The organism is Saccharopolyspora sp. NPDC047091, from assembly GCF_040643635.1.
Classification (GTDB): domain Bacteria; phylum Actinomycetota; class Actinomycetes; order Mycobacteriales; family Pseudonocardiaceae; genus Saccharopolyspora_C.
This window is the reverse complement of sequence record NZ_JBEYUS010000016.1, coordinates 59,351-71,334: the sequence shown is the minus strand read 5'-3', so window position 1 is coordinate 71,334 and position 11,984 is coordinate 59,351. Positions and strand designations below refer to the sequence as shown.

General features: G+C 69.4%; 10 protein-coding genes. 4 read left to right on the top strand and 6 right to left on the bottom strand.

Annotated elements, in window-relative coordinates; genetic code table 11:
* Positions 1-18: 18 nt before the first annotated feature.
* From ABZ805_RS10360 to ABZ805_RS10345, 4 genes are read right to left on the bottom strand one after another with little or no spacing between them, the layout of a single operon-like run.
* Positions 19-516: a flavin reductase family protein gene (locus ABZ805_RS10360; protein WP_358437283.1), complete on the bottom strand. Its 498-nt coding sequence runs from the start codon at positions 514-516 to the stop codon at positions 19-21.
* Positions 513-827, bottom strand: a complete 315-nt coding sequence (locus ABZ805_RS10355) for a DUF4387 domain-containing protein (RefSeq protein WP_344928176.1) — start codon at positions 825-827, stop codon at positions 513-515. The genes ABZ805_RS10360 and ABZ805_RS10355 overlap by 4 nt, the downstream gene beginning before the upstream one ends.
* Positions 824-2,176, bottom strand: a complete 1,353-nt coding sequence (locus ABZ805_RS10350) for an acyclic terpene utilization AtuA family protein (RefSeq protein WP_358437280.1) — start codon at positions 2,174-2,176, stop codon at positions 824-826. The genes ABZ805_RS10355 and ABZ805_RS10350 overlap by 4 nt, the downstream gene beginning before the upstream one ends.
* Positions 2,173-3,522 carry an NtaA/DmoA family FMN-dependent monooxygenase gene (locus tag ABZ805_RS10345; protein WP_358437278.1) on the bottom strand — a complete coding sequence of 450 codons (1,350 nt, stop codon included), beginning with the start codon at positions 3,520-3,522 and terminating at the stop codon, positions 2,173-2,175. The genes ABZ805_RS10350 and ABZ805_RS10345 overlap by 4 nt, the downstream gene beginning before the upstream one ends.
* A 131-nt stretch (positions 3,523-3,653) precedes the next feature.
* Between ABZ805_RS10345 and ABZ805_RS10340 the strand changes: the two genes are divergently transcribed.
* The 4 genes from ABZ805_RS10340 (at position 3,654) to ABZ805_RS10325 (ending at position 6,741) form a co-directional block, all read left to right on the top strand.
* Positions 3,654-4,457 (top strand): IclR family transcriptional regulator, encoded by an 804-nt coding sequence (locus ABZ805_RS10340; protein WP_358437276.1) that lies wholly within the window; start codon positions 3,654-3,656, stop codon positions 4,455-4,457.
* A 120-nt stretch (positions 4,458-4,577) separates the two neighbouring features.
* On the top strand, positions 4,578-5,639 hold the full coding sequence (locus ABZ805_RS10335; RefSeq protein ID WP_358437273.1) for a hypothetical protein: 1,062 nt from the start codon (positions 4,578-4,580) through the stop codon (positions 5,637-5,639).
* Between the two features lie 125 nt (positions 5,640-5,764).
* Positions 5,765-6,106, top strand: a complete 342-nt coding sequence (locus tag ABZ805_RS10330) for a PadR family transcriptional regulator (protein WP_358437271.1) — start codon at positions 5,765-5,767, stop codon at positions 6,104-6,106.
* A gap of 2 nt (positions 6,107-6,108) precedes the next feature.
* On the top strand, positions 6,109-6,741 hold the full coding sequence (locus ABZ805_RS10325; RefSeq protein ID WP_358437268.1) for a hypothetical protein: 633 nt from the start codon (positions 6,109-6,111) through the stop codon (positions 6,739-6,741).
* 120 nt (positions 6,742-6,861) lie between these two features.
* Here ABZ805_RS10325 and ABZ805_RS10320 read toward each other — a convergent pair whose 3' ends face one another.
* Together ABZ805_RS10320 and ABZ805_RS10315 are read right to left on the bottom strand one after the other, a co-directional pair.
* Positions 6,862-10,410 (bottom strand): hypothetical protein, encoded by a 3,549-nt coding sequence (locus tag ABZ805_RS10320; RefSeq protein ID WP_358437266.1) that lies wholly within the window; start codon positions 10,408-10,410, stop codon positions 6,862-6,864.
* A 198-nt stretch (positions 10,411-10,608) separates the two neighbouring features.
* On the bottom strand, positions 10,609-11,982 hold the full coding sequence (locus ABZ805_RS10315; protein ID WP_358437263.1) for a CBS domain-containing protein: 1,374 nt from the start codon (positions 11,980-11,982) through the stop codon (positions 10,609-10,611).
* Between the last annotated feature and the right edge of the window lie 2 nt (positions 11,983-11,984).

The window sequence follows — 11,984 nt, the reverse complement described above, 5'->3', positions numbered from 1 at the left end:
TGCGGCGCGGGGGCGGGGTCAGCCGGGTAGCAGCGATCGGTAGGTGCCGCCGTGGAACACGAGCGGTTCGGCGTCGGCGGCGATGCCGGTGGCCAGCACCCGCAGCAGCACGATGCGGTGGTCCCCGGCGGGCAGTTCGTCGTGCGGGGTGCACTCGAACCAGGCGGCGGCGTCCTCGACGAGGACCGCGCCGCGGTCGGTGGTGCTCCAGCGCACCCCGGCGAACCGGTCGGCGACGCGCGCGGCGAGCCTGCGGCTGAGCTCGCCCTGCCGGGCGCCGAGCACGCTCAGCCCGAGGCCCGGCAACCCGGCCAGCCGTGGCCAGGTGGTGGAGGTGCGCTGCACGCACACCGACACCAGCGGCGGGTCCAGCGACACGGAGGTGAAACTGCTGGCGGCCATGCCGACCGGTTCGCCGTCCAGCCCGCACACCGCGAGCACCCCGGCGGGCACCGTGCCGAACACCTCCCGCAGCGCGGTGGTGTCCCGCACCGGATGCAGCGGCGGGCCGCTCATGCGGGCACTTCCAGGTCGAGCAGCGGCGCGTGCTGCTGGGCGCCGAAGGTGTCCCGCTCCCCCGCGCCGCCCTGCGCGCCCGGCCGGACCAGCGTGAGCTTGAAGGCGAGCGCGGGCGCGAAGAACGTGCACACCCGCACCTGATCGACGCTCGTGCGGTAGAGCGCGGCGAGCCGTTCCGGGGTGAGCACGCCGCTGCCGCGCACGTGCGCGAACACGGCCTCGTCGGAGAACATCACGTCGAAGGTGATCTCGTACGGCCCGGCGTTCTTGCTGCGGACCACTTTCGCCAGTTCGCGCAGCGCGGTCATGCGCCGACCTCCTCGCGCACCACGGCGTGCTCGATGCCCTCGGCGTCCACCAGGTGGTAGAGGCTGAACGCGCACACCGGTCCGATCGGGTTGTCCAGCGGGGTCAGCGGCAACGCCAGGTTCCCGGCGGTGGCCAGCTGTCCCGGGTAGTTCAGGTGCAGCACCCCGACCCGCGCGCTGGTGCAGATGGCCTTCGCCAGTTCCGGAGTGGGCGCGACGGCTTCGCCGAGCACGCCGACCTCGTGGCCCGGCACGGGATGCGGTTCGCGGTCGCCCATCACCGCGTCCCGGCCGTAGACGTGGAACCGGACGGTCGCGGTGCCGTCGGCCAGTTCCGGGTGCAGTTCGGCGGTCTCCGCCTCGACGCGGGCGAGGAAGTCGTCCAGCTGTCCGATGAGGACCGGGTCGTGGATGCCGCCGATGAACGTGCAGCGGTGCCCGGTGATCCGGGCGCCTTCCAGCTTGAGCAGCCGCCGCTCGGTGGGTTCGAACCGGCTGCCGCGGACTCGCACGGTGCGCTCGTCGAGCTGCTCGTAGTCGCAGCCGCTCACGTCGAGCACTCCGCCGGGCCCGGCGAGCAGGTCCGGCCTGCTGTTCTCGTAGAGGGTGTGCGCGGCCACCGACAGCGGGGTGCAGCGCTGCTCGGGCCCCATCGGCCGGATGTCGAAGGAGTCGGCGCGGGCGGTGGCCAGCGCGCCGCCGCCCTTCGGTTCCGCGCACACCCCGCCGCATTCCAAGATCTTCCCGAGGTGCCAGGCGATTCCGGGTTCGACCCCGCGCGGCACGAGGAACGCGGCGTAGGGCGCCGGGTCGTAGGCCCGCCCGGCGACGACGACGTCGACCGGTTCGGACAGCGCCTCCTCGAAGGGTTCGGCGCCGATCTGCGCCACCACCGCGACCGTGTCGTCCACATCGGACTCGGTGGGCCGTTCGCCGCGCACGTTCGGCTCGATCCGGCCCTGCGCCAGCCGATCCCGCACCAGTTCGTGCGGCACCTGCGAGTAGATCGCCGCGACGCGCAGCGCGATGCCCTGTTCGGCGGCGATGCGGCCCAGCAGCGCCACCATGCCGTCGACCTGCTCGTCGGTGCCCGCGCCGCCCGCCGAGCCGATGAGCAGCGGGATCCGGTACCGGTGCACGGCGCGCACCATGGGGCGCAGGTCGCGCAGGTAGGACTCCTCGGTGACCAGGGTGTGCCCGAGCCCCAGCATGGACGGGCCCGGATCGGTCGACCCGGAGTCGACGACGATGGCGTCCACGCCCTCCGCCACGCACGCGTCGAAGTCCGCCTCCCGGTAGCCGTAGCCGAGCATGCCGACCGGCGACAGCACGGTGAACTCGCCGCTCATGCCACCGCCCCGTCCGCCGCCGGGAGCCCGAGGTTGCCGCGCAGCGTCGTGGCCGCGTAGTCCGGGCGGACCAAGCCGCGCCGCCGCAGTTCCGGGGTGACGAGCCGGGAGAAGTCGTCGTAGCTGCCGGGCACCGAGGCGGCGGCGAGGACGAACCCGTCCCCGCAGGTGCCGTGCAGCTCCTCCAGCCGGTCGGCGACGACCTCCGGGGTGCCCGACACGATCTCGGCCTCCCGCAGCCGCCCGCGGCCGGAGAACTCCACGAAGTCCCGCACCGACGGGTTCTCCTTGCCGCTCAACGTGATCACGCGGTCGCGCAGCCCCTGGTAGGACATGGCGCGCAGTTCCGCGGCGGTGAACGGCTCCTCGTAGGGGCGGGCGCCGAAGTCGGTGTTGAGCGCCTCGCACAGCAGCGCCAGCCCGTCCTCGTCGCGGGCGAGGCCTTCCAGCATCTCCTGCTTGCGCCGCACGAGCTCCGGGGTCTCCGCGGTCACCACGTTGATCAGCGGGGCGATCACCACCGAGTCCGGGTCGCGGCCCGCGTCCGCGATGCCCTGGCGCAGCCGGGTGTAGGTGCGGCTGCCGGATTCGACGTTCGCGAAGTGGGTGAAGATGACGTCGGCCCAGCGCGCCGCGAACTCCTGGCCGCGCCCGCTGGCCCCGGCCTGCAACAGCACCGGCCTGCCCTGCGGGGAGCGCGGCACGGGGAACGTGCCGTGCGAGGTGAAGAACCGGCCGTCGTGGTCGAGCCGGTGCACCTTCGCCGGGTCGGCGAACTCGCCGCTGCGCTTGTCGACGAGCAGCGCGTCCGGTTCCCACGTGTCCCACATGCGCGTGACGATGTCGACGAACTCGTCGGCGCGCTCGTAGCGCAGGTCGTGGTCGAGGTGCTCGGTGCGGCCGAAGTTCGCCGCCTCCGAATCGTTCAGCGAGGTCACGATGTTCCACCCGGTGCGCCCGCCGGTCATCAGGTCGGCGGTGGCGAAGTGCCGGGCGATGTGGAACGGCTCGTAGTACGTCGTCGAGTAGGTGGCGGCGACGCCGAGGTGCCGGGTGGCCATCGCCATCGCCAGCATCACCACCGTCGGGTCCATCTTGACCGAGCGGATCCCGTGCCGGACGGCGAGTTCGTGGTCGCCCCGGTAGATGTCGGGCATCGCCAGCCGGTCGTCGAAGAAGGCGAGGTCGAAGCCGCCGTCCTCCAAGGTGCGGGCGATGCGGGTGAAGTAGTCCGCGGTGAGGAAGTCGCTCGCCGAGCCGGGCGCGCGCCACGACCCGACGTAGTTGGAGCAGTTCTGCGCCTGGAGGAACGCGATCAGCGCCATGCTCCGCGGTGAGCTCGTCATCAGCACTCCTGGGTTCGCCGTGCCGGTTTCGCACCGCCGGCCGCGGGCGGCCGGTGGTTCCACAGCGTCGGCGAGCCGTGGCAGCATCTCCAAGCGGAGTGGCAGCATCTGCAACCAACGGGGGTGGCGGGATGGGCGAGGAGCTGTCCGGACCGGCGCGCGTGCTGCACGTGCTCGAAGCGCTGGCCGGGCTCGAACAACCGGCGAACCTGGACGTGGTGGCGGCCGAGGCCGGGCTGGGCAAGTCGAAGGCCTACCGCTCGCTGCGGGTGCTGCAGGAGGAGGGCTACGTCGACCACGTCGGCCGCAGCGGTTACCGCATCGGGAGCCGCGCGGTGGCGCTGTCCTCGCTGATCGGGCCGCGTCCGGCGCTGCTGCGGCTGGCCCGGCCCACGATGGCCCGGCTGGCGGCGGAGGCCGCGGAGACCACCCACCTGCACCTGCGCAGCGGCACCCACCGGGTGGTGATCCTCTCCGAGGACCCGCCGCGCAACCCGGAACGCCAGGGCGGCACCGTCGGCGAGCGCTCACCGCTGACCTCGGGGTGCGGGGGCACGTCGATCCTGGCGTTCCTGCCGCCGGAGCAGGCCCGCGAAGTGCTGCGCAGCGCCGGGACGCCGAAGCCCCGCGGGTTGCGGGCGCGGCTGTCCCGCATCCGCGACACCGGTTTCGCGCTGTCGTTCAGCGACAACCACCCGGCGCTGAACGGGATCGCCGCGCCGCTGTTCGACCCGGAGGACGGCGCCCCGATCGGTTCGATCTCCATCGCCGGACACGAGAGCCGCCTGCCGGAGCGGGTGCTGCTGCGCCTGGTCGACCCGCTGCGCGCGGCCTGCGCGGACCTGGCGCCCCGGCTGGCGGCGTTCCTCGGCCCGAACTCCTCCACCCGGCTGGCGAAGCTCGACGTCACCGTGCAGAACCTGCTGCCCGGCTGAGCGAACCGCCCACCCGGCCCCGCGCCGCCGGACGTCACGCTCGCGGCGGATGCCGCGCGGTGATCGAGCTGCTTGGCTGGGTGGGGCTGATGGGCTTCGCCGTCGACGGAGGGAGCGTCGGTGACCACCTCCGGGGAGTTCGGCGCGCTGGTCGTGCTGCGCGCGAAGCAGGGCGAGTTCGCCGCGCTGCACGCCGTGGACGGGCGGGCGGACGTCGAGCGCCTGCAGCCGCTGCTCGAATTCATCCCGAACGGGACGGCACCGGCGGGTCAGCTGGACGAGGTGGAGGCGGTGGCGCGGCGGCTGCACGGGCTCGGCCGCGCGATCATGGTCGACGCCGCCGAGGTGGCCGGCGCATCCGGGTTCGGCCCAGGTCCGGCGGGCGCGCTCGGGGAGCTGGCCGACCGGCTGGCACACCCGGTGGGCCTGTTCGACGAGCAGGTGCCGGTTCCCTTCGTCCCAGTCGTCCGCGATGCCGCGACCGACGCCGAGCTCGCCGGGCTCGGCCGCCTCTGCCACGAGCTCGGCGCGGGTGGCGCGCTGCGGATCCGGACGGCCGCGGCGGAGCGGGTGGGGCTGCTGCTCGACCGGCTGCGGGTCGAGCCGGGCGAACTCGATCTCATCGTCGATCTCGGCTACCTGCCGGAGCTGCCCGCGCGGGTCGTCGAGCGGGCCGCCGCCGCGGTCGACGTCGCCGCCGGGTGCGGGCCGTTCCGATCGGTCAGCGTGCTGAGCGGCTCCATCCCCCGGTCGCTCGACCGCACCTCGCTCTGGGCGCAGCCGCGAGTCGAGGAGCGGCTGTGGCGGGCACTGGCAGAGGACGGGCGCAGCGGCCTCCGCTTCGGCGACTACGGCGTCGCGCATCCGGTGATCGGCGACTCGTGGGGTGGCAAGCACGTCGCCCTCCGGTACTCCTGCCCGGACCACTGGCTGTACTCGCGGGAACGGCAACCGGTTCCGGACGGCGCAGCGGAAGCGGAGGGCGGACGGGCGCGCACCGTGCGGTCGGTGTGCCGGAACCTCGTCGAATCCGACGAGTACGCGGGTCCCGACTTCTCCTGGGGCGACCGGAACATCCTCGATGCCGCCGAAGGCCGGGGCAGCGGGCTCGGCGCGACGAGCAAGCCGCCCGCGTTCGCGACGTCGCACCACCTCGCCTACTTGGCCGACCGCGCCGCGTAGCAGAACTCCGGCCGTGCGCTCACCAGCGGCGAGTCCGATGTGGACGATCCGATTCGCCGCCGCTCCAGCGCACCCGGGCCGGGCCGGCTTTGCGCTCCGCCGATCTTGCCGGTACCTTGCGTGGCATGGTTCTAGACGAGAGCGGCGTGCTCACCCACTTGCGCCGCGGGGTGCTGGAGTACTGCATCCTCGCGATGATCGACGTCGAGCCGCTGTACGGCCTCGAGATCGCGCGCAGGCTCGGCGAGCACGACATCCTGCTGCAGAGCGAGGGGACGCTGTACCCGCTGCTCGCCCGCCTCCGGCGGCAGGGCCTCGTGGAGACCAGCCAGGTGAAGTCCACCTCCGGCCCGCCGCGCCGCTACTACGCGCTCACCGCGGAGGGCCGCACGGCGCTGGCCACCTTCCGCACCACCTGGTCCAGCTTCCGCAGCGCAGTCGATTCCGCCATGACAGGAGAACAATGATCATGACCAAGACCCACTCCCGCGTGCACGCATACCTGGACGAGCTGAACGACCTGCTGCGCGACGCGCCCGCATCGGTCCGCCGCGACGTGATCGCCGGCGTGCACGAGCACTTCGAGGCCAGCGTCGGTCCGGACGCGGACGCGGCCACCGTCGACGACGCCATCGAGCGCATGGGCACCCCCGAGCAGGTCGCCGCGGAGGCGGGCGTCGAGCCCGGTCGCGCACAGGCCACCCGGCAGGGTTCCGTGCTCGCCGCCGCGCTGGCCTGCCTCGCCCTGGCCGGCGCCTGCTCGCTCACCTACCTCATCGGCGGTCTCCTCGCGCTGTCCGCGGGCTTCGACGCCGACGCCGACTGGGAGATCAACGGCGCCACCGCGGCCGCCGCGATCGTGCTCTCGTTCGCGGCCTGGCTCTGCGGCACGATCCTCGTGGCCGTGAACCGCTCCTGGTCCCGGCGGCAGAAGGCGCTGCTGATCGCCTCCTGGCCGGCGGCCCTGGTCCTCTCCGAGCTCTGCACCCTGCCCACCGGGCCGGTGTTCCTGGTCAACGTGCTCAGCTTCGTCGTCCAGGGCGTCATCGGAGTCCTCTTCGCCGTCGCCATCGCCAAGCTCTGGTTCGCGACGCGGCGCTGACGGCCGGTCCGGTCGCCTCGGACGACAGCGGTGCGGCCCTCGATCTCCACCGCGGGCCGCACCGGACCGAGCACGCAGCCCGGGCGCCCGGGCGGACGAAGCCGGATCCCGCATCCGGTGTCACCTGCGCTCCAGCCGATCCGCTCCCGCACTCGCCTCGCGCCTGGCGCGCTTTCCGGCCCGCATATCGTTCTCGATCGCACGAAAAGCCTTGATCGCTTCTTCTTCTCGCCGGAGCTCGGCCAACACGTGCGCAGCCTCCAACCTGACGGTGTCGTCGCCGCGCTTCGAGGCGATGCTCTCCAACAGAGACACCGCCTCGCTTCGACTCTTGCCACCCCGCACAAAACACACCCGATGCGAACGGGAACAGGAAGAGTCGGCAAACAATGCGAAGATGACCCGCCGCCACCGAACGGGGGCGTGCCGCCACAACTCTCGGGAGGCCTTCTCGACTGCGGTTTCCGACAGGGCACTATCCCGCACCAAGATCTCGAGCAGGCCACCGCAGAATTCGGAACCATATTTGATCGGCTCCAACGCGGCGGCTACACGATCACCATCATCGATGCTCCGATCTTCAACGATTGCCGAGAACGCTTGACGGGCTCGCCCCCGGTCACACTTAGCCGCCAAGTGTGCAGCATCGATTCGAACCTGATATCTTCCAGGCCTTCGGGCAACGAGAACACACAGCTCCGCCTGCTCCTCGCTACTCCTTCCCGGCTCAATCTTCAGAACACGGAGTTGATCTTCAGGGCCGAACCGGTCGATCCGAATCAGCTTGACCAGACCTTCGCGGGCGGCTCCAGGATCGAACCGCAGGAGCGCCTCCAACGCATCGATGCGCATCGGGCCGCTCAATGAAGCACCCTCCAACACATCCAACAGAACGATGCGCGCCAACGAACCGTCACAAGACCCCGCCCGCACGACGGATTTGATCCGCAAAGGTACCGACAACCTGCCGTCTCGCACAATATCAAGAAGAGTTCGATGCCCCTCGTCGAACCTGTCGACCAGCATAGCGGCGGCAGAATGACGCCGACCCGGAGCACTCTCGCTGCTGTTAGCGATCACTCCCAGACATTCGCGCAACTCGCGCACGTCATGTGCGCCGAGCAAATCAGCCACCCGACCCCAGAGGCCCTCGTCCCGAACTTCTTCAAGCAGCACGCGAAGTTTGCTCAGCCCTAAATCAGAATCCACTTTCAGGATTTCCCGAACGGCAGCAAACCGGCCATAATCAGTGAGATTTTCGCCTTCCGAAAGACCAACGAGGACACGCATGCCGCTTTCTTGCGATATTGACACCAATCGCGCGGCAACCTCAACGCGGCGACTTTCCTTGATTTCCGCACATTCCGCCATCCGAGAGAGAAGCGCGATAGCCGTCGCACGGTCATGCTGCCCCAATGCCTCGATCAGCGCCTTTCGGGCTTGCACGTTGGTGTCGTCACGAACCAAGAACGACTCGGCCAATCGAGGAACGCCGGGCACCGCAAGGAAGATCAATTCGCGAAGGGCTTGCAGACACCGTCCTTCGTCCGGATTCGCGCTCCGGTCGGCCAGCCCTTCCAACTCGTGCACGGCGAGCTCCGGATTCACGACCTCGAGCCGCCGGACAGCCTCCTCCCACGCTCCCACTGGAGTCTTGGTGTCGTGCATCTTCCGAAGCACCAGCTTTTCCACGCGACGCCGCACCTTCTCGTCCAAGCGCAAGCCGTGCTGCACCGACTCGACGAGAAAACCGACGTTCTCCTGCCGACGCCAACCCCGGAGCGTCCCGCGCAGGTACCTGCTCAAGTCCACCTCGTCCGCGAGCCAATGCGCAGCGAGGAAGATCCGCACCCGACCGGATGGCCACGCAGCACGGGTGCTCAGCAATTTTCGCACCGTACGACGGTTCGGGGCGGGGTGCTGATCGGCGATCGCGCGCGCCGCGAGGTACTCCTCAACGGTCTTGTGCATGAACTCGAACCGGTCGTCGCTGGTCTGGATCAACACACCGCTCTGGCGCAACGCATCGCTCAGCACCTCCTTCCACTCCTGATCGGAGATGCCGCGCGGCTTGCGGGATCCCGCCCAGCTCACGGCGTTGTCCAGCAGAGATCCTCGGTCTGCCGCCGTTGCACCGCCTTGCCCAAGATGTGCGACGTGCTTCAGCAGATCGTCGAGATCGTCCATCACCTCGTCCACGGCCGCCGCCGCGGAGGGGCCTCCAGCAACGCTGGTGCGCAACTTGTTCCGCACCACCGGATCATTCCGCTTCCGGCGTGCCCAATCCAAGAACTCACGGTAGAGCAGCGCCTGGTTGCTCGGCAGTTCGGCCGTCGGTTGATCCGTGTACAGGGTGCACAGCATCGTCGCGGTGAGCGGAACCTTGGCGAGTGCCAGCATCTCGGTGCGCCGAACGTGCTCCATGAAGTCGGCGGCGGACCCGTTCGTGCCATCGCCCTGTGCGGCCAGGAACCTCTCCGCGAACCGCTCCAGCTCCACGTCCGAGAACGGCTCGATCCGGTAGGTGGGGAAACCCGGCCGCTCGATCTTGCCGAGTTCGTTGTACCTCAGCGGACGACTGGTGATCAAGAACCGATACTCGTTCGACTTCCGGTGCTTTCGGATGCTGGTCATCACAGCGTCGCGCTGCGAGAGTCCAGCGATCTCGTCCAAGCCATCGGCGAAGATCAACCACGGCACTCCTGGAATCGGTTCCTCGCTGAACAGCTCGACGAGTTCACGGGTCGCCAGGCTGGAGCTGAACCACTTCGAGAACCCCTCGGCCAATGCATCGGGAAGCGGTTTGGGCAAGCTCAGGACAGCAGCCGGCACGAGCAACGGGACGAACTCCTCGTACCCGCGTTCGAGCCAGTTGTGGGCAGCGTCCGCGGCCAATCGCCGGACGAGGCTGGATTTGCCCATGCCTGGCGCATCAACGATCTGCACCCCTCCTGCGTGGCGTTGCAACAACTTTTCAGCTCGAAGCAGCTCCACTTCGTCGGCGTCGCCGCCGTCCTCGCGCCGGGCGTCGCGCGCAGCGGTGCGGGACACGTAGATGGTGGACAGCTCGGGGATGCGCGGACACAAGAAGTGGTACGAATGCTTCTGGTCGGCGCCGCTGATGGTCGTCAGGTAGCTGCGGAGCCGCTCGCCCGCGTGCCGCCATTCGCCCGCGCGAAGTTGGTCGGCGTCGAGCAGGTCGAGCCAGGCGTGGTTGGCGCGCCCTGCTTCTGCGGCAGCCTCCGGGACCGACGGGATCTCGACCACCTCGCGACCGTCGTACAGTCCGCACACGGCACCGGTCCGACGGTTCAGCACCGGTGCGCCGGCCGTGTCGGACAACCGAAGCAGGGCTTGGGCTTCGTCCGCAGGCATCCCCGCGGCGAGGCAGGCGATCGGGTGGTCCCCCAACTCGACGCGGACCAGGACGAGAGCGGAACCGACCCGACGCACCGGACCTCCGAGCGCCTCGACGAGCCCTGCACAGGTCAGGACGAGATCTCGCGCCACGACGACGCCTCGCCCCTGCCCAACGGGAACGGTCGCTGAAGCCATCGCTTCCCGCAGTCGGTGATCGGAGCGGGGAGCTTCGAAGTTGATGTTCCCGTTGATGGATTCCGCCTGCACGAGGGGCCCGTTCACCGTGCCGTGCGACTCGTTCTTGACCACCCGGACACACTAAGCGAGTAGATCGAACGCAGGTGTCCGTTTCTGGAATCAGTAGCAATCAGTCCGCATCCTGGCGCTTCCAGGAAGTTTTCTTCACCGGTTCGGCCTAACGTCGCCACTGGCGACGCACCCGGACGACCGAGACGCTCACGGAGACCGGACCGATCGACCACCGCCTCTGGAGAACCGACGAGTAGATCATCTTTGAGTTCGATGCTGGTGCAGGAGATCGAGGAACCAGCGGAGTTTGTTGACCGCGTCCTCAGGTACCGGGTCGGAGTGGAAGTGCATCACCTTGTTCCGGATGAGGCGGATCTCCTCCAACCGGGCGGTGAAGGTGACGCGGTCCAGCGACCACTGCAGCTTTTCCCACAGCTCTTCGTTCTCCAGGGTGCGAAGGTAGTCGCCGATGGAGAGATCATCGAATCCGGTGATCCGGCGACGGCAGATCGTCCGGATCTCGTCGAGCTCGAAGGACTGCCGCACGATCCACCGCAGGGTCTGGTCGACTTCACCGAGCAGGAAGAACGGCGTGGCCATCTCCCCGTAGCGGTGCGCCACATCCGCGGTGGTGACGATCCCTCTGATCTCCTTGGTCTGGTCGCGGACGAACACGAAGTACCGCTGTTGCAACACGGGCAGGATCTCGAAGAGATCGCGGTCGTAGTCGACGACCTCCACGGGGGTGTCGATGGCGTCCGCGACTGTGGCGTCGGGCTTCCGCTGCAGGGCTTGCGCGATCGAACGCCACGTCACGGCACCTCGGAGATGGCGCGGGCCGTTGAGCACCGCCAGTTGCGAGTAGTCGTCCAAGGCCATCTTGGTGATCGCTTCTTCCACCGTCCCGTCCGGGCCGATGAAACCGACTCCGCTCAGCGGCGACAAGTTCCCGACGGTGAGGCGGACGTTCAAGTCGTCCCCGCCGTCGTTCTCGACGCCCCGCAAGTCCGCGATCTCCGGCTCGTCGGTTTGCTCGGACACGTCTCCAGCAGGGGTCGTCAGCGATACGACGGTGTCGAGCGTGACGGCTCGGAAACCGGGCGACGTGGTCAAGCCGTGGTTGGCGAGGTCGGCTTCGATCTGATCGATGTGGTCCGTGCGATCCTTCACGCCCCAGAATCCGAGGAGTTCGCGAACCGTGAGCCGCTCGGGGTCATCGTTGTCGGCCCGTTCGCGCGCCCGGCGCAACCGTTCGTGCACCGCGGGGTGCGGCGCATCCGGCGCCTGCCGGTGCACGCTCGCCACCTTCCGGTCGAGCAGTTCCTGGCGCACGGAGTCCAGCAATCTTTCCTGGCCTACCACCACCCAGGCCCGCCAACCGTCGACGGCCCGCATCCCGGCCGCCACCATGGCCGCGCCCGAGGGACTGCGGAACTCTTCACCGAGCGAATCGACCCGGATGCGCCCTTGTTCGGTCACGGTGGCGAAGAACGTCTGACCAATGCGGTTGCGGTCGAACCGGAGGCGGGTGCCGGGCTCGATCAACCCCTGCTCGAGCAGGTCCGCGACCATCACTCGACGGCCCTCGATCAGGTACTGGGCGCGGCCGGCCGACTTGTCCCCCTCAGCCACGA

Coding starts and splice junctions, on each gene's coding strand:
- ABZ805_RS10360 (WP_358437283.1), bottom strand. CDS start 516: ATGAGCGGCCCGCCGCTGCATCCGGTGCGGGACACCACCGCGCTGCGG.
- ABZ805_RS10355 (WP_344928176.1), bottom strand. CDS start 827: ATGACCGCGCTGCGCGAACTGGCGAAAGTGGTCCGCAGCAAGAACGCC.
- ABZ805_RS10350 (WP_358437280.1), bottom strand. CDS start 2,176: ATGAGCGGCGAGTTCACCGTGCTGTCGCCGGTCGGCATGCTCGGCTAC.
- ABZ805_RS10345 (WP_358437278.1), bottom strand. CDS start 3,522: ATGACGAGCTCACCGCGGAGCATGGCGCTGATCGCGTTCCTCCAGGCG.
- ABZ805_RS10340 (WP_358437276.1), top strand. CDS start 3,654: ATGGGCGAGGAGCTGTCCGGACCGGCGCGCGTGCTGCACGTGCTCGAA.
- ABZ805_RS10330 (WP_358437271.1), top strand. CDS start 5,765: ATGGTTCTAGACGAGAGCGGCGTGCTCACCCACTTGCGCCGCGGGGTG.
- ABZ805_RS10325 (WP_358437268.1), top strand. CDS start 6,109: ATGACCAAGACCCACTCCCGCGTGCACGCATACCTGGACGAGCTGAAC.